This is a genomic window from Umezawaea sp. Da 62-37 (assembly GCF_032460545.1).
Lineage (GTDB): Bacteria > Actinomycetota > Actinomycetes > Mycobacteriales > Pseudonocardiaceae > Umezawaea.
Map to the genome: position 1 here is coordinate 2,367,718 of NZ_CP135965.1, position 16,304 is coordinate 2,384,021.

General features: G+C 73.2%; 16 protein-coding genes. 7 read left to right on the plus strand and 9 right to left on the minus strand.

Going from position 1 to position 16,304, the window contains the following annotated elements:
* Positions 1-125 precede the first annotated feature (125 nt).
* Complete coding sequence (locus RM788_RS10225) at positions 126-776, plus strand: response regulator (protein WP_315931353.1); 651 nt, start codon at positions 126-128, stop codon at positions 774-776.
* Here RM788_RS10225 and RM788_RS10230 read toward each other — a convergent pair.
* Complete coding sequence (locus tag RM788_RS10230) at positions 771-2,456, minus strand: sensor histidine kinase (RefSeq protein ID WP_315931354.1); 1,686 nt, start codon at positions 2,454-2,456, stop codon at positions 771-773. The genes RM788_RS10225 and RM788_RS10230 overlap by 6 nt on opposite strands.
* 201 nt (positions 2,457-2,657) lie before the next feature.
* Between RM788_RS10230 and RM788_RS10235 the strand changes: the two genes are divergently transcribed.
* The 4 genes from RM788_RS10235 (at position 2,658) to RM788_RS10250 (ending at position 5,784) form a co-directional block, all read left to right on the plus strand.
* Positions 2,658-3,695 carry an Acg family FMN-binding oxidoreductase gene (locus RM788_RS10235; protein ID WP_399343315.1) on the plus strand — a complete coding sequence of 346 codons (1,038 nt, stop codon included), beginning with the start codon at positions 2,658-2,660 and terminating at the stop codon, positions 3,693-3,695.
* A gap of 109 nt (positions 3,696-3,804) precedes the next feature.
* Positions 3,805-4,464, plus strand: coding sequence for a universal stress protein (locus tag RM788_RS10240; RefSeq protein WP_315931357.1), 660 nt, complete (start codon positions 3,805-3,807; stop codon positions 4,462-4,464).
* A gap of 2 nt (positions 4,465-4,466) precedes the next feature.
* A complete protein-coding gene (locus tag RM788_RS10245; protein ID WP_315931358.1) occupies positions 4,467-5,084 on the plus strand; it encodes a CBS domain-containing protein in 618 nt (205 codons plus the stop codon).
* A gap of 121 nt (positions 5,085-5,205) precedes the next feature.
* The gene (locus RM788_RS10250) at positions 5,206-5,784 is read left to right on the plus strand and encodes a DoxX family membrane protein (protein ID WP_315931359.1); all 579 of its coding nucleotides are present in this window, start codon (positions 5,206-5,208) and stop codon (positions 5,782-5,784) included.
* A gap of 67 nt (positions 5,785-5,851) precedes the next feature.
* On the opposite strand, the gene prcA is transcribed toward RM788_RS10250, so the two are convergent.
* The 4 genes from prcA to dop all read right to left on the minus strand — a co-directional run bounded on the left by prcA (position 5,852) and on the right by dop (position 9,391).
* A complete protein-coding gene (prcA, locus tag RM788_RS10255) occupies positions 5,852-6,667 on the minus strand; it encodes a proteasome subunit alpha (RefSeq protein WP_315931360.1) in 816 nt (271 codons plus the stop codon).
* A 40-nt stretch (positions 6,668-6,707) separates the two neighbouring features.
* Complete coding sequence (gene prcB, locus RM788_RS10260; protein ID WP_315931361.1) at positions 6,708-7,547, minus strand: proteasome subunit beta; 840 nt, start codon at positions 7,545-7,547, stop codon at positions 6,708-6,710.
* Positions 7,548-7,599: 52 nt separating this feature from the next.
* Positions 7,600-7,794 (minus strand): ubiquitin-like protein Pup, encoded by a 195-nt coding sequence (locus RM788_RS10265; protein ID WP_106191430.1) that lies wholly within the window; start codon positions 7,792-7,794, stop codon positions 7,600-7,602.
* 91 nt (positions 7,795-7,885) lie between these two features.
* Complete coding sequence (dop, locus tag RM788_RS10270; protein WP_315931362.1) at positions 7,886-9,391, minus strand: depupylase/deamidase Dop; 1,506 nt, start codon at positions 9,389-9,391, stop codon at positions 7,886-7,888.
* An 86-nt stretch (positions 9,392-9,477) separates the two neighbouring features.
* On the opposite strand from dop, the gene RM788_RS10275 reads away from it, so the two are divergent.
* Positions 9,478-10,647 carry an FAD-dependent monooxygenase gene (locus RM788_RS10275; protein ID WP_315931364.1) on the plus strand — a complete coding sequence of 390 codons (1,170 nt, stop codon included), beginning with the start codon at positions 9,478-9,480 and terminating at the stop codon, positions 10,645-10,647.
* 22 nt (positions 10,648-10,669) lie between these two features.
* Here RM788_RS10275 and RM788_RS10280 read toward each other — a convergent pair whose 3' ends face one another.
* The gene (locus RM788_RS10280) at positions 10,670-13,171 is read right to left on the minus strand and encodes an FtsX-like permease family protein (RefSeq protein ID WP_315931365.1); all 2,502 of its coding nucleotides are present in this window, start codon (positions 13,169-13,171) and stop codon (positions 10,670-10,672) included.
* 104 nt (positions 13,172-13,275) lie between these two features.
* Between RM788_RS10280 and RM788_RS10285 the strand changes: the two genes are divergently transcribed.
* Positions 13,276-13,863 carry an NUDIX domain-containing protein gene (locus RM788_RS10285; protein WP_315931367.1) on the plus strand — a complete coding sequence of 196 codons (588 nt, stop codon included), beginning with the start codon at positions 13,276-13,278 and terminating at the stop codon, positions 13,861-13,863.
* Between the two features lie 3 nt (positions 13,864-13,866).
* Here RM788_RS10285 and RM788_RS10290 read toward each other — a convergent pair whose 3' ends face one another.
* From RM788_RS10290 to RM788_RS10300, 3 genes are all read right to left on the minus strand, one after another.
* Positions 13,867-14,559: a hypothetical protein gene (locus RM788_RS10290; RefSeq protein ID WP_315931369.1), complete on the minus strand. Its 693-nt coding sequence runs from the start codon at positions 14,557-14,559 to the stop codon at positions 13,867-13,869.
* A 72-nt stretch (positions 14,560-14,631) separates the two neighbouring features.
* The gene (locus tag RM788_RS10295) at positions 14,632-15,393 is read right to left on the minus strand and encodes an ABC transporter permease (RefSeq protein ID WP_315931370.1); all 762 of its coding nucleotides are present in this window, start codon (positions 15,391-15,393) and stop codon (positions 14,632-14,634) included.
* Complete coding sequence (locus RM788_RS10300; protein ID WP_315931371.1) at positions 15,390-16,298, minus strand: ABC transporter ATP-binding protein; 909 nt, start codon at positions 16,296-16,298, stop codon at positions 15,390-15,392. Before RM788_RS10300 ends, RM788_RS10295 begins: the two co-directional genes overlap by 4 nt.
* Positions 16,299-16,304: the final 6 nt, after the last annotated feature.

The following is a 16,304-nucleotide window of genomic DNA, read 5'->3' on the forward strand; positions in this document are numbered from 1 at the left end:
CGACCGTCCCTCCCCGGAAGGGACCTTCGGCACTGTGGCCGGGCGCTCGGCGACGGCAACGTCGACACCCACGGCGTACGGTGCGCCGGGGTGCGGGCCGCGCACGTCGGGTGGAGGTGGTGGGGATGCCCACGAGGGTCTTCCTGGTGGACGACCACCAGATCGTCCGGCGGGGCGTCGCCGAGATGCTCGGCGAGGAGGGCGACCTGGAGGTGGTCGGCGAGGCCTCCTCGGTGGCCGAGGCGCTCACCAGGGTCCCGACCAGCGGCGCCGACGTGGCCGTGCTGGACATCCGGCTGCCCGACGGCAACGGGATCGAGCTGTGCCGGGACCTGCGTTCCCTGCTGCCCGACCTGAACGTGCTCATGCTGACGTCGTTCGCCGACGACGAGGCCCTCTTCGACGCGATCATGGCCGGGGCGTCGGGGTTCGTGCTCAAGCAGATCCTCGGCGGCGACCTGGTCGACGCCGTGCGCACGGTGGCCGGTGGCCAGTCGCTGCTCGACGCCCGGTCGACCTCCGCGCTGCTCAACCGGATCCGCCGCGACCGCGAGACGGGCGACCCGCTGCGGACGCTGACCGACCAGGAGCGCGCGGTGCTGGACCTGATCGGCGACGGCCTGACCAACCGGGAGATCGCCGAACGGATGTTCCTGGCGGAGAAGACCGTCAAGAACTACGTCTCGCACCTGCTCGCCAAGCTCGGCATGCAGCGCCGCACCCAGGCCGCCGTGTTCTCCAGCCAGCTGCGCAAGCCCGCGCGGGACCGGTCATAGGGGAACCCGCCAGGTCACGCGGGTGCCCTTGCCCGCCTCCGAGGTGACCGACAGCGAGCCGCCGAAAAGGCGGGCGCGGTGGTCGAGGTTGAGCAGGCCGCTGCGCGCGACGGACTCGGGCACGCCGACGCCGTCGTCCACCACGGAGATGATCAGCTCGTCGCCCGCCTCGACGGTGACCGTGAGGGTCTTGGCGTCCGCGTGGCGCACGGCGTTGGTCACGGTCTCGCGGATGACCGCCTCGACGTGCTCGGCCAGCTCGTCGGACACCGAGTTGTCCACCGTGCCCGACATCCGCACGGCGGGCGACAGCGCGGTCTCGTCGGTCAGTTCCGCGATCATGTCGAGCAGCCGCCTGCGCAGGCTGGCGTCCTCGTCGCCCGCGCTCTGCAGGTCGAAGATCGCCGTCCGGATCTCCCGCACGGTCTGGTCCAACTGCGCCACGGCGGTGGTCACCCGGCTCCGGACCTCCTTGTCGGTGATCCGGCGCAGGCTCCCCTGCAGGCTCATCCCGGTGACGAACAGCCGTTGGATGACGTGGTCGTGCAGATCCCGCGCGATGCGGTCGCGGTCCTCCAGCACGTCCAGCAGCCGCAGCGACCGCTGCTTCTCCGCCAGCTGCATGGCCAGCGCCGCCTGGTCGGCGAACGAGGCCAGCACCGGCATCCGGTCGGCGCCCAGCGGCGGTTCGCCCTTGCCGCGCACCGCGACCAGCACTCCGGTCACGACCGCGCCCGCGCGCATCGGCACCGCGATCCCCGGACCGAACCCGGACTCCCCGTTCGCCAGGTACCCCTCGAACGAGTCGACGACCTTCGGGATGCCGGTCCGCAGCACCTCGTCGATCGGGGACCCGGCCGCGACCAGGTCCGATCCGATCAGCCGGTCGACCCGCGGCCCCGCGCCCGCGGTGACGTGGAGACGGCCTTCGCCGCCGAGCACGACCAGCGCCGAGTGCGCTCCCGCGAGGTCCACGGTCCGCTGGGCGATCAGCCGGAGCGCGTCCTCGCCGGACGCGCCGCCCAGGAGCTCGGTGTTGATCTCCGCGGTGGCCTCCAGCCACCGCTCGCGCGTCCGCGACCGCTCGAACAGCCGCGCGTTCTCGATCGCCACGCCCGCCGCGGCGGCCAGCGCCTGGAGCACCACCTCGTCGTCGGGGGTGAACTCGGCGTGGCCCTTCTTCTCCGTCATGTACAGGTTCCCGAAGATCTCCCCGCGCGACCGGATCGGCACGCCGAGGAAGCTGCGCATCGGCGGGTGGTCCGACGGGAACCCCACGGACGCGGCGTGCTTGCCGAGGTCGAGCAACCGGAGCGCGCGCGGATCCTTGATCAGCAGCCCGAGCAGGCCCTTGCCCTCGGGCAGGTGCCCCATGTGCGCGCGGGTCTCCGGGTCGATGCCCTCGTAGACGAACTCCGACAGGTCGTCCCTGGCCCCGAGCACGCCCAGCGCGCCGTACCGGGCGCCGACCAGCTCGACGGCGGCCTGCACGATCCGCTGCAACGTCGAGTCCAGCTCCAGCCCCGACCCGACCGCGAGGACGGCGTCGAGCAGGCTCTGCGTCTGGTCGCGGGAGGCCGCGATCTCGGTCAGCCGCTCCTGCACTTCGCCCAGGAGCTCGTCCAGGCGCAGCCCCGCGAGGCTGGGTCCGGCGCCTCCGGAATCGGACTCGTCGACCATCGCGTGTTGCTCCGCATCTGCTGGTGCGCCGGAACGCACCCCCCGCTACCGACGCGGCCAGCTTGGCACGGGGGTTCCGCGTGGACCAGGCGGCCACCTGTCCCTGGTCGCCGAGGACCTTGGTCCGTGTCGTCGCCCCGCGGAACGCGTGAGAGTCGGAACCGGGAAGTCGACCGCTCCGGGAGGGCGAGGTGGATGGTGGTGAACGCGGTGGTGTCGGCGCTGGGCCTGGCGGAGGACGACGTTCGCGGTGTGCTCGAAGCCGCGTCGCTCGCCCCTTCGATCCACAACAGCCAGCCGTGGCGGTTCGTGCTCCGACCGGACCGGATCGAGCTGCGCTCCGACGAGGGCGGGCGGCTCCGGGCGGCGGACCCCGGAGGCCGCGAACTGCGGCTGTCCTGCGGCGCCGCCCTGTTCAACGTCCGGCTGGCGTTGCAGGGGCTGGGAATCCGGCCGCTGGTGACCCTGGTCCCCGGTCGCACGACGCCGGGGGCGCTCGCCGTCATCCGCCGCGGCGGGTCGTTCACCACGACCGACGAGACCCGCGCGCTGCTCCGCGCGGTGGGGCGGCGGCGGACCAACCGGCACCCGTTCACCGACGCCGCGGTGCCCGACGGCCACCGCGTGCAGGTGGTCCGCGCCGCCGAGCTGGAACGCTCGTGGCTGCACGTCGTGGACGACCGCGCCGAGCTGGCCGTCCTGCGCGGCCTGGTCCGGCAGGCGAACCGGCGGCAGCTGGCGGACCCCACCGTGCAGGCGGAACTGGCCGCGTGGACGGGTGGGCGCGCCTCGCCCGGCCACGGTGTGCCGAGGGCGTCCGCGGGGTTCGTCCCCGAGCCGCAGGACGAGTGGGCGCTGCGCGACTTCTCCTCCGGCGCGCCCGTGGAGCGACCATCCGGAAAGGACTACGAGCCCAGTCCGCTCGTCGTCGTGCTCTGCTCGTTCTACGACGGCCCGCTGGGCGAACTCCAAGCAGGACAAGCACTCCAGCGGGTGCTGCTGTCGGCGACCGCGCTGGGGCTGTCCGCCTCGTTCCTGTCGCAGGTGATCGAGGTGGACGGGACCAGGGAGGGGCTTCGCCGCGCACTGGGCGGCTCACTGTTCCCGCAAACCGTGCTGCGCCTCGGTTTCGGCTCACCGGTCCCCCGCACTCCCCGGCTGCCGGTGGACGACCTGGTGGTACCGCTGCCCGGCGTCCCCGCGTCCACCGGATCCAGGAACCCAGGAGGTACCCGATGAACGACCGCCCCGGTGACGACGAGCCGGTGCCCGTCGTCGTGCCCCCCGGCTCGACGCGGTCTGGTGGGCCGCCGACTACGCGAGTCGCCGCGGCTCGCCGCTGCTGCTGGTGCACCTCCAGCCCGACATCACGGCCGTCACCGACCAGGTGCGCTCGCGGTTCCCGGACCTCGCCGTGCGGCAGCGGTACGCGCGGGACCGCGTCGGCGACCTGCTCGTCGCCGAGTCGGAGCACGCCCACCTCATCGCGGTGGCCGACGAGGGCGCGGTGGTCTTCGAGGGCGAGTCCGTCATCACCGCGCTCAGCGCGCTCGCCCGCTGCCCGGTGGTCAGCGTGCCGCCCGGAGCCGCGTGGACCGACCCGGCCGCGCCGGTGATCGTCGGCGTGCACGCCAGCGCGCGCTCGCGCGAGAAGCTGGAGTTCTCGTTCGCCGAAGCCGACCGCCTGGGCACCGGTGCGCGGCTGGTCCGCTGCGCGTCCCGCGGCCCGGCCGACGACCTGCTCCGCGAGGTGAGCGCCCGCTACCCCGACGTGCCGGTGCACTCCGAGGTCCTCGGCACGCCCGCGGCGAGCGCGGTGGCGTGGCATGCCCACTTCGGCTCCATGGTCGTCCTGGGATCACGGCGGGGCGGAGCCGTCCGCGGCGCGCTGGTCCGCTCGATCAGCCGGGCCGTACTGCGCCACGCGTCCAGCCCGGTCGTGGTGATCGGCCCGTCGTGCCGCCGGTTCTCCCCGGCGGTGTCCGATCTCGACAACGCGAGGAGCTGACCATGCGCGCCGAAGACGTCATGTCCACCCCGGCGGTCACCGTGCGGGAGGACGCGCCCGCCAAGTCCGCCATCGCCCTGCTCACCTCCCACGGCTTCACCGCGCTGCCCGTGCTGGACGCCGACGACCGGCTGGTCGGCGTCGTCACCGAGGCCGACCTCATGCGCGACCGCGTCCTCCCCGACGCCCGCGGCCTGATCTGGCGCGACGAGGAGCCCGCCGCTCCCGCCCCGGCCCGCCTCGTCCGCGACGCGATGACCGGTCCCGCGGTCGCCGTCCGGGCCGCGGCCGACATCGCCGAGGTGGCGAAGGTGTTGCTGGACAAGCACATCCGGTGCGTCCCGGTCGCCGACGGCACCACCCTGCTCGGCATCGTCAGCCGCCGCGACCTGCTGCGCACCCTCGCCCGTGACGACGACGCCATCGTCACCGACGTCCGCCACCGGCTCGCCGCCTACGGCGGGCACGGGCGGTGGGCGGTGTCGGTGCTGGACGGCGCGGTGACCGTCGTCGACGAGTTCGACGACGCCGACGACCGGCACGTCGCCACCGTGCTCGCGGCGAGCGCGCCCGGCGTGCAGTCCGTGGACGTCACCGCGCGGGTCGACCGGCACACCTGACCGGAGTCCCGACCGGAGTCCCTGCCCGACGACGACTTCGGACCCTGCCGGGCGGGTGGCGCGAAGACCAGGCTGAGTGCGGCGGGATGAAACCCGACGCGGCACCAACAGGAGGATTCCCATGGCCACCAAGCACATCCCCACCCGCACCCACGACACCACGACGGCGCCGGCGGTGTCGCCCACGTCCGCCGCCAGGCCGTTGGCGGTGCTGCGCGCCGCGCTCGGCCTGGTCTTCCTGTGGGCGTTCCTCGACAAGGCCTTCGGCCTCGGCTACAGCACACCGGGCGAACGCTCGTGGCTCAACGGCGGCTCCCCCACCAACGGCTTCCTCGGCCACGTCGAAGTAGGCCCGCTCCAGTCCCTGTTCCGCGGCTGGGCGGGCTCCCCCGTGGCCGACGGCCTGTTCATGCTCGGCCTGCTCGCCATCGGCCTGGCCCTCGTCCTCGGCATCGGCCTGCGGATCGCCGCGGTCTCCGGCGCGCTGATGATGCTGATGATGTGGCTGGCCGAATGGCCGCCCGCCCAGCACACCTCGACCGGCGAGGCCACCGGCTCCTCGAACCCGCTCGTCGACTACCACGTCATTTACGCCATCGGCGTCATCGTCGTGGCCCTCACCGCCGCGGGCGACACCTGGGGCTTCGGCAGGCAGTGGAAGGCACTGCCCTTCGTGCGCGCCAACAAGTGGCTCGGCTGATCCACCCGCAACGCGGAGCGGGGCACCTCCGGGATCCGGAGGTGCCCCGCTCCGCGTGCGGCTGGGATTACGCCTTGTCGTCGTTCGGCGGCAGGTTCACGTCCTTGGCGGGCTTGGCGGGCCCGCCCTTGGTGGACGTCGGCGCCTCGGACTTCGGGTCCTCGGCCTCCGGTTCCTCGGTGGCGGGCAGCATCGCGTCCAGAGCGGCGCCCACGATCCGCCGGAACGCCCGGCGGGGGCGGTCGCGTTCGAGGACGGCCACTTCCAGCTTGCCGCGGTCGAGCAGGTCGGGCTTGCCGTTGCCGGTGCTGGTGGAGCCCGCGCTCAGACCGCGGACCGCCACGCTGACGGCGTCGGCCAACGCCAGGCCGTCGGTGAAGAGGTCCTTGAGCGCGGTGGTGGTGGCTTCGGCCTGGCCGCCCATGACGACGTACTGGGGCTCGTCGACGATGGAGCCGTCGTAGGTGAGCCGGTACATGGTGTCCTGCTCGGGCAGGTGGCCGACCTCCGCGACGCAGATCTCGACCTCGAGGGGCTTGATCTGCTCGGTGAAGATCGACCCGAGGGTCTGGGCGTAGACGTTGGCCAGGGAGCGGCCGGTGACGTCGCGCGGGTCGTTCTGGTACCCGCGGATGTCGGCGAACCGGATCCCCGCCTGGCGCAGGTTCTCGAACTCGCTGTACCGGCCGACGGCCGCGAACCCGATGCGGTCGTAGATCTCCGAGACCTTGTGCAGCGTGCTGGAGGGGTTCTCGGCCACGAACAGGATCCCGTCGGCGTACCTGAGCACGACGACGCTGCGGCCCCTGGCAATACCCTTCCTGGCGTACTCCGAGCGGTCGCGCAGGATCTGCTCGGGTGAGGCGTACAACGGCATCGTCACTGGCGCGGCTCCTGACCTCGGCGAATGGGGGTGGGCACGGCTAGACCCTGCGGCCTTCGACGACGGCCTCGGCGATCGCGGCCGTGCGCTCGTCGGACAGCGGGACGGCGCCCTCGGCCGCGGTGATCGTGACGATCACCGGGTAGATGCGCCGCACGATGTCCGGGCCGCCGGTGGCGGTGTCGTCGTCCGCCGCGTCGTACAGCGACTCGACGGCGGCACGGGCGGCTCCGTCGGCGTCCGCGTCGGGGTCGTAGAGCTTCTTGAGCGCCGACTTGGCGAACAGCGAGCCGGAGCCCACGGCCTGGTAGCCCTGGTTCTCCTCGTAGCGGCCGCCGGTGACGTCGTAGGACACGATCCGGCCCGCGCGGTCGGGGTCGGGGGCCTCGGTGTCGAAGCCCGCGAACAGCGGCACCACGGCGAGACCCGCCATGGCGGCGTCGAGGTTGCCCCTGATCATCGCGGCCAGGCGGTTGGCCTTGCCGTCGATCGAGAGCGAGACGCCCTCGATCTTCTCGTAGTGGCGGAGCTCGACCGCGAACAGGCGCACGATCTCGATCGCGATGCCCGCGGTGCCCGCGATGCCGACGGCGGAGTAGTCGTCGGTGACGAACACCTTCTTCATGTCGCGCTGGGCGATCACGTTGCCCATGGTCGCGCGCCGGTCGCCCGCGATCAGGACGCCGCCCTTGAAGGTGACGGCCACGATCGTGGTCCCGTGCGGGGCCTGGACGTGGCTGCCCTCGGGCAGCTTCCGCCCGGAAGGCAGCAGCTCGGGCGCCTGGGCGCGGAGGAAGTCGGTGAACGACGATGACCCCGGCGTCAAGTACGCCGGGGGCAACGACGCGGACGGGTACCGCCCGGACGAGCTGTTTTCCATGTGTGGCTTCGTCTCCTGTCCCCGAGTCGGCTGGTGGGCGGTGCTCTACCGCCTACTCGCCGCCCTTTTGCACGTATGCCCGCACGAAGTCCTCGGCGTTCTCCTCGAGAACGTCGTCGATCTCGTCCAGGATCGCGTCGACGTCCTCGCCGAGCTTCTCGCGTCGTTCCTGGCCCGCCGCCGCGGCGTCGCCGCCGTCGCCGTCGCCGTCACCGCCGCCTTGCCGCTGAACCTGTTCCTGTGCCATCTCAGCCTCCCGCGTCGACCCGAGTGAAGGGGTCTTCCACAACATTACCCAGCAGAACCGACAATTAGTGCCTGCCACACGGGTTCGATGATCAGCCCCTCGTCAGGGCGTCCACCAGTTGTTCGGCCGTCTCCGCGGCCTCCAGGAGTGCTCCCACGTGGGCTTTCGTCCCCCGGAGGGGTTCAAGGGTGGGGATCCGGACCAGTGATTCCCGACCGAGGTCGAAGATCACGGAGTCCCACGAGGCGGCGGCCACGGACTGGGGGTAGCGCTCGAGGCACCGGCCGCGGAAGTACGCGCGGGTGTCCTCCGGCGGCGACTTGATGGCCGCGAGGACCTCCTCCTCGCTGACCAGGCGCTTCATCGAGCCGCGCGCGACCAGCCGGTTGTAGAGGCCCTTGTCCAGCCGCACGTCGGAGTACTGGAGGTCGACGAGCTTGAGCCGGGGCGCGCCCCAGGCCAGGTTGTCGCGCGAGCGGTACCCCTCCAGCAGCCGCAGCTTCGCCACCCAGTCGAGGCGGTCCGCGCACTCCTGCGGGTCGCGGCGCAGCGCGTCGAGCACCTCGCCCCAGATCCGCACGACGTCGCGGTCGGCGGCGTGGTCGCCCGCGGTGTCCTCGTCGAGGAACTTCGCGGCACGCTCGTGGTAGGCGAACTGGATGTCCAGGCCGGTCAGCTTGCGGCCGCCGGACAGCTCGACCTGCACCTTCAGCGTCGGGTCGTGGCTGATCTGGTGTACGGCGCGGACGGGGTCGAGCAGCCGCAGGTCGTCGAAGCGCCTGCCGGCCTCGATCATGTCCAGCACGATCGAGGCGGTGCCGACCTTGAGGTAGGTGGAGTACTCGGCGAGGTTCGCGTCGCCGATGATGCAGTGCAGCCTGCGGTACTTGTCCGCGTCGGCGTGCGGCTCGTCGCGGGTGTTGATGATGCCGCGCTTGAGCGTGGTCTCCAGGCCGACCTCGACCTCGATGTAGTCCGAGCGCTGGGAGAGCTGGAAGCCCTCCTCGTCGCCCGTCGGGCCGATGCCGACCCGGCCGGAGCCGGTGATGACCTGGCGCGACGCGAAGAACGGGGTGAGGCCCGCGATGACCGCGGTGAACGGCGTGCTGCGGGCCATCAGGTAGTTCTCGTGCGTGCCGTAGCTGGCGCCCTTGCCGTCCACGTTGTTCTTGTACAGCTGGAGGCGGGGCTGGCCGGGCACGCTGGCGGCCTTGATGGCCGCCTGCTCCATGATCCGCTCCCCCGCCTTGTCCCAGATCACCGCGTCGCGGGCGTTCGTGACCTCGGGCGCGGAGTACTCGGGGTGCGCGTGGTCGACGTAGAGCCGGGCGCCGTTGGTGAGGATGACGTTGGCCGCGCCGAGGTCCTCGACGTCGGTGTCGATCGGGTGGTTGCCCGGCACGCCGAGGTCGAACCCGCGCGCGTCGCGCAGCGGCGATTCCACCTCGTAGTCCCAGCGGGCCCTGCGGGCGCGCGGGATGTCGGCAGCGGCCGCGTAGGCCAGCACCACTTGTGTAGAGGTCAGCACCGGGTTCGCCGTCGCATCCCCCGGCACCGAGATGCCGTACTCGACTTCGGTTCCCATGATCCGCCTCATACGAGCAGCCTACGGCCTCCGCCCCTGCTCGGGGCTATACGCCGTTGCCAATACTCTGCGTTTCGCCACGGACGGAAGGACCCGCGTTGAGCACTGTCGAAGTACCCCTGCTCGTCGTCGGAGGCGGGATCGGCGGACTCGCCACCGCCCTGTCCGCCGCCCGGCGGGGCGTGCCCGCGCACGTGCTGGAGCAGTCGGCCGGGTTCGGCGAGATCGGCGCGGGCCTCCAGATGGGCCCCAACGCGAGCCGCGCCCTCGACGCGCTGGGCGTGCTGGACGACGTCCTGCCGCTGGCCGTGCGCCCGGAGGCGGGCGTGCTCAGGGACGCGGTGAGCGGGCGCGTGCTGACCAGGCTCGACCTGGGTCGCGCCTTCCGCACCAGGTACGGCTACCCGTACCTGGTCATGCACCGGGGCGACCTGCTCGACGTGCTGCTCGCGCACTGCCGCGCGCACGACCTGGTCACCCTGGAGGCGGGCCGGACCGTCGTCTCCTCCGACGTGCGGGCCGACGGCGCCGAGGTCCGGTGCGCGGACGGCACCGCCTACCGGACGCGCACGCTGGTCGCCGCCGACGGGCTCCGGTCGGGGCTGCGGCGGCACCTGAGCGACGACGAGCCGGTGTGCAGCGGGTACGCCGCCTACCGGGGCACCGCGCCGCGCGGGGGCGACGGGCCGGACGAGGTCGTGCTCTGGATCGGACCCGGCCTGCACCTGGTGCGCTACCCGGTCCGGGCGGGCGCGCTGGTCAACCAGGTCGCCGTGTTCCGCAGCCCCCGGTTCCACGCGGGCGAGGCCGACTGGGGTGGCGTGGACGAACTGGAGGCTGCGTTCGCGGACACCTGCGAACCGGTGCGCGACGCCGTGGCACGGGTGGGCCGCGACCGGCACTGGGCCATGCACGACCGCGAGCCGCTGGACACGTGGGTGAAGGGCAGGCTCGCGCTGATCGGCGACGCCGCGCACCCGATGCTCCAGTACCTCGGCCAGGGCGCCTGCCAGGCCTTGGAGGACGCGGTCGAACTGGGCGCGCGGCTGCGCGAGGACGCCGACGGCGCCCTGGAGGCGTTCCAGCGGGCCCGGCTGCCCAAGGCCGTGCGCTGCCAGACGTCCGCGCGGCCGTGGGGCGAGCTGTGGCACACCTCGGACCCGCTGCTGATCGGCGTGCGCGACCGGATGTTCGCGCTGAGGGCCGACGACGACCACACCGAGCTGGACTGGCTCTACGCGGGACCCGAGGGCCCCGCGCAGAGCTGATCGCCGGCGTCCGGGCGACCCGTCACCCCGAGGCGAGCCCCGCCGCCGGGCGGATCCGCGACGCGCCGCGGGCCGGTCCGAACGCCGACAGCACCGCCAGCAGGACGACCACCAAACCGCCGAGCCCCAACGAGAGCCAGTCCGCGCTCACGACCACGGGCACCCCGGCCACGATGATCGTCAGCTGGGCGTAGGCGAGCCCGACCAGCCCGCCACCCAGCACGCCGACGAGCGCGAGCAGCACCGCCTCGGCCACGACCCCGTGCTGGAGACCGCCCCTGGTCACGCCGAGGGCGCGGCGCAGAGCCAGTTCCTTGCGGCGCTCCTGCACCGAGATCGTGAGCGTGGTGCCGATCCCGGTCACCGCCACCGCGACGGACAGGCCGAGCAGGACCATCAGCATCACGATCGCGATGTCGAGGTAGCGCTGGTCCTCGGCCGACTCGCTCGCGCTGGTGGCCGCGGCCACCGTCGGCTCGTCCGACAGCCCGGCCAGCACGGCGGTCCGGTAGGCGTCGGTGTCCGCGCCGGGCTTGAGCGCCACGACCACGCTGCTGACCGGTCCGACCGAGGGATCGGCGACCACGACACCGGCGTGGGCCACGAGGGTGTCGGGGACCGTGCCGACGACGGTGACCGTGCGCGCCCCACCGGGGAGGCCGTCCAGGGTGACGGACTGCCCGACCGAGGTCCCCCACGACCGCATGGCCCAGTCCGTCATCAGCGCGGTGCCCTCCCTGAGGTCCGCCACTCCGGTCGCGCCCTGGTTCTCGGCGGTCAGCCACGCGGCGAGGCGCTGGGGGTCCGCTCCCAGCGCGACGTAGCCGTCGCCGTCGGCGCGCTTGCCCTCGCCGCGGTGCAGCACGGCGCTGGCGGCGACCTCGGGGCGGTTCGCGATCCGGTCGACCCCGTCGGCCAGCGGCCGGTCGCCGACGTCGGAGATCAGCACGTCGGGGCGGGGGTCCTGGGACAGCCCGGCCTCCAACTGCCGGGCGGTGCCGACGGTGACGGCGAAGAACGTGACCATCGCGGCGGCCAGCACGAGGGGCATCGCGACCGACGCCGAGCGGTGGGGCACCCTGCGCACCTCGGCCGCGGCCAGCTTCCAGTTCGCGCCGCCGATCCTCGCGGCGACCGAGCCGAACAGCAGGCTGATCGCGGGCACGACCACCGGGCCCAGCACCCCGAACAGCGCGGCGACCGCGGTGATCGCGGAGAACAGCACCGCGAACATCCCGGCGGTCGACCCCTTGGCGGCCACCGCCACCAGGGCCAGCCCGCCCGCGCAGAGCGCGACGAACAGGCCGAACACCAGCCGCCACCGGGCGACCGAGCTGTCCGGCGTGGCGCCCTCGGAGGTGCGCAGGGCGGCCAGCGGCGAGACCCGCGCGGCGGCCAGCGACGGCCGGATCGCGGCGAACGCGCTGAGGAACGCGGCGACGACCGCGCCGAGCACCGCGTAGCCGGCCGAGGGCAGCAGGGCCGGGGTCAGCGAGGACGCGCCGAACATCCCGGACACCCCGGTGACGTCGAAGATCCGCGACAGCCCCAGCGCCACGGGTCCGCCGAGCAGGGCGCCGATCGCACCGGCCACCGCGCCGGTCACCAGCGCCTCCACCAGGTTCGCCAGCACGAGCGGCTTGCGGTTGGCGCCGAGGCAGCGCAGCAGCGCGGTCTGGCGCTGGCGCTGGAGGTACACCGCGCGGAACGTGGCCGCCGCGACGAAGGACGCGGTGGCCAGCGCGAGGATCGCGAACATGATGAGCACGGCGGACAGCGACTCGCCGTTGCTGCCGCCGAGCCCGCTGCGGTCGCCGGCGTCGACCCCGCTCACCAGCAACCCCGGTCCGGCGGCCGCGGCGACGGCCTCCTGGCCGCCGCCGACGACGTGGAACTCGGACACGACCGGCTTGGGGTCGAGCTTGGCCGCGAGCGCCTCGCCGACCACGACGGACGGCTGGTCGCCGGTGGAGCCGCGCTTGGTGATCCCCCGGACCACCACGTCGAGCGCCTTGCCCTGCGCGTCGGCGACCTTCACGGTGGCGCCCGGCGCCAGGTCGTACTTGTCCGCGGTGACCCGGTCGACGGCGATCTCCCCGTCGCTCGCGGGCGAGCGGCCCTCGCCGATCGGGATGCGGCGCAGCCCCTCGCGGTCCACCTCGACGTCGCCGATCCCGCGCCGGCTGCCCGCGCGGCCGTTGTCCAGCAACAGGTCCACGGCGACCTGCCGGACGGGCACGACCCGTTCCACGCCGGGCACGGCCGCGATCCGGTCCGCCGCGGCCTGGTCCAGCTCCGCCGGGACCGGGTGGTCGAGCATCGGGTCGCGGTCGACGCCGACCACCAGGCCCACCGCCGACGGCACGACGGGCATGCCCTCGTCCGCGGCCTCGACCAGCGCGTCGCTCAGCACGAGCGAGGCGATCAGGCACGCGACCCCGACGACCAGGGCGACACCGGGCAGCAGCGCGCGGCCTGGTCGGTGGCGGAACTCGGCCAGCGCGAGTCCGATCGTTGTGGGCAAGGCTCCTCCTCGTGACGGTGTGCGTTCCGACCGTAGGAACAGGGGGCGTCGCCGTGCGTCGGTCCGTGGTAGCAATGGGTCGTACGACCACGGGAGGACAACCGGTGACATCGTCGGTGGAACTGGTCGCCGTCTTCGACGAGGACGGCGCCCGGCTGGAGGGGAAGCCCCGCTGGCAGGTGCGCGCCGAAGGGCTGTGGCACGCGTCCGCGACGATCCTGGTGCGGTCGCTGGACGGGCGGCGCGTCTACGTCCACAAGCGCACCGACACCAAGGACGTCTACCCCGGCATGTACGACTGCTGGGCGGGCGGCGTGCTGGCCGACGGCGAGGACCCGGACGACTGCGCGGAACGGGAGCTGGCCGAGGAGCTGGGGATCCGCGGCGTGCCGCTGACACCGTCGTTCCGGGCCCGGTTCGTGGACCCGCCGATCCGCTACACCGCGCACGTCTACGAGACCCGCACCGACGGCCCCTTCGTGCACCAGCCGGAGGAGGTCGCCTCCGGCGGCTGGATGGACCTCGACGAGCTGCGCGTGAAGGTGCGCGATCCGGAGTGGGCCATCGTGCCGGATGGGCGCGCGCTGTTCCACGAGTGGCTCGCGCGCGAGGAGGACGAGGCCGCTCCCCCGCGCGGCCCGATCGACCTCGACGACGGAGTCGTCAGGCTGGCGCCGCGGCGGGTCGGCTGACGGTCAGGCCCGCGCGAGCAGTCCCGCGGCCGTGCCCGCGAGCCGGGTGGTGACCTCGGTGGCGCGCTCGACGCTGATCGTCTCCATCCGCAGCGTGATCGCCAGGTCGTCCTTGGCCAGCACCGCGGTGCACGCGCCGCGGCCGCCGGGCAGCGCCTCGCACCACGCGACGGCGTCGTCCACCCCGGACAGCTGGAGCGCGGTCTCGGGGCACGTCAGCGCGGCGCGCGCGGCCAGGACGACGGCCTCGGCCTCGGGATAGGCGGTGATCCGCTGCTCCAGCTTGCTCGCGCCGCTCTGGCTGCGGGTCGAGACCCGGTACCCGTCGGGGGCGCGGCCGGGCACGGTGAGGGGTTTGCCGCACACGGTCTCCGCGACCGACGGCGCGGCGGCGGCCGACTCGCGGACGTCCAAGCCGTCCTCGGTCAGCGCGGGCTGCGGCAGGGCGAGGGCGGCGAACTCCGCCGCGGGCCTGGCCGTCGCGCCGGCACTCGTACTGGCGCTCGTGCTCGTCGGCGTCGCGGGCGCGGCCTTGGCGGTCGCGCTCGCCGACGTGCTGGTGGCCCGCGTGCTCGTGGTGGTCGGGCCCGACGTCCCGTCGAGCGCGAAGCCCCGGCGGAGCGGGCGCTGCTCGACCGAACAGCCGGTGATCATCAGGGTGGTCGCGACCACGACCGCGACGTGCGCGCGACGCAAGGCTGTCCTCCAAGCTCGGTGATCTCCGAGAACTTAGTGGCTCGCGCCGCGCGCGGGTCGCAGGGGGTCGGCTCAGGCGTCGCGGCGCGCCAGCACCAGCGCGCCCGCCCCGAGCGCCACGACCACGTAGACGATCATGACCACGAGCGCCTGCGCCGGGGTCAGCTGGCCGGTGAGCTGCCCGGAGAACTGCGGCCCCAGGTAGAGCGGCGTCACCGAGACCACCCGGTTGTTCCACGGCGCGGGCAGCAGCACGGCCACCACCGGGAGGACGAACATCAGGACGCACAGCGTGACCAGCGCCCCCGCGGTCGCCCTCATCAGCACCCCAAAGCCCAACCCCACCAGAGCGATCACCAGCGCGGCGAGCCCGTTGGCCAGCAGCGCGGGCAGCGCCTCGGAGAACGGGCCCCCCGAGAGGGGAGCGGGCCGGTCACCGACGATCACCTCGCCGATGCCGAAGGCGGCGAACGACACCACCGTGCCGAGCACCAGGCCGCCCAAGCCGACGACGACCACCTTGGCCGCCAGCACCACCAGCCGTCGCGGCGCCGCGACGAGGACGGTGCGGATCATCCCGTTGCCGTACTCCGACGTGGCCACGAGCGCCCCGAGCACGCCGAACGCGAACTGCGCGAACGGCATGACGACCACGCTCGGGTCGGCGGAGGCGAAAGCCGCCTGGATCTCGGGCGCGGACCGGTCCCACTCCTTCGTCATCAGGTACGAGATCATCGAACCCAGGGCGAGCACGCCCACAACGCTCAGCAGCAGGTACCAGGTGGACCGCACGGTGCGGACCTTGAGCCATTCCGATGCCACCACGTCGATCACCGGGCCACCTCCGAGGTGCGGAACTCCACGCTGTCCTCGGTCAGCTCGAGGTAGGCGTCCTCCAGGGTCGCGCTGCGCGGGGTCAGCTCGTGGACCGCGATCCCCTGCCGGGACGCCAGGTCCGCGATGTCCCCCGTCTCCAGGCCCTGCACGAGCAGCGCGCCGTCATCCACGGCCACGGTCGCGCCCGCGTTCTCCAGCACCCGCCGCAGCCCCGCCGGATCCGGCGTGCGCACCAGCACGTCGCGCTTGAACCGGTCGGCCAGGTCGCGCATCGACGTCTCCAGGATCAGCCGCCCGCGCCCGATCACGACGATCCGGTCGGCGGTGAGCGCCATCTCGCTCATCAGGTGGCTGGACACCAGCACGGTCCGCCCTTCGGCGGCCAGTCCCCGCATGAGCCCCCTGATCCAGCGGATGCCCTCGGGGTCGAGCCCGTTGACCGGCTCGTCGAACAGCAGCACACCCGGATCGCCGAGCAGGGCCGCGGCGACGCCGAGCCGCTGCTTCATGCCCAGCGACAGCGCCGACACCCGCCGCTTGGCCGCGCCCGCCAGGCCGACCTGCTCCAGCACCTCGACCACCCGCTTGTCGCCGATGCCGTTGCTGCGGGCCAGGCACCGCAGGTGGTTCACCGCGGATCGGCCGCCGTGCACGGCGTTGGCGTCGAGCAGGGCCCCGACCTCGAACATCGGCCGCTTGATCGCCGCGTACCGCTTGCCGTTGACCAGCGCCTCGCCGGACGTGGGCGCGTCGAGTCCCAGCACGGACCGCATCGTCGTCGACTTCCCGGCGCCGTTGGGGCCGAGGAACCCGGCCACGTAGCCGGGTTTCACCTCGAAGGAGAGCCCGTCGACCGCCCGGACGGCGCCGTAGCGCTTGGTGAGTTCACGTACTTCGATCATGCCGGG

Excerpts from the sequence above, each read along its gene's own strand:
- RM788_RS10225 (WP_315931353.1), top strand. The coding sequence starts at position 126 with ATGCCCACGAGGGTCTTCCTGGTGGACGACCACCAGATCGTCCGGCGG.
- prcB (WP_315931361.1), bottom strand. The coding sequence starts at position 7,547 with ATGGAAAACAGCTCGTCCGGGCGGTACCCGTCCGCGTCGTTGCCCCCG.
- RM788_RS10245 (WP_315931358.1), top strand. The coding sequence starts at position 4,467 with ATGCGCGCCGAAGACGTCATGTCCACCCCGGCGGTCACCGTGCGGGAG.
- RM788_RS10230 (WP_315931354.1), bottom strand. The coding sequence starts at position 2,456 with ATGGTCGACGAGTCCGATTCCGGAGGCGCCGGACCCAGCCTCGCGGGG.
- RM788_RS10265 (WP_106191430.1), bottom strand. The coding sequence starts at position 7,794 with ATGGCACAGGAACAGGTTCAGCGGCAAGGCGGCGGTGACGGCGACGGC.
- dop (WP_315931362.1), bottom strand. The coding sequence starts at position 9,391 with ATGAGGCGGATCATGGGAACCGAAGTCGAGTACGGCATCTCGGTGCCG.
- RM788_RS10300 (WP_315931371.1), bottom strand. The coding sequence starts at position 16,298 with ATGATCGAAGTACGTGAACTCACCAAGCGCTACGGCGCCGTCCGGGCG.
- RM788_RS10250 (WP_315931359.1), top strand. The coding sequence starts at position 5,206 with ATGGCCACCAAGCACATCCCCACCCGCACCCACGACACCACGACGGCG.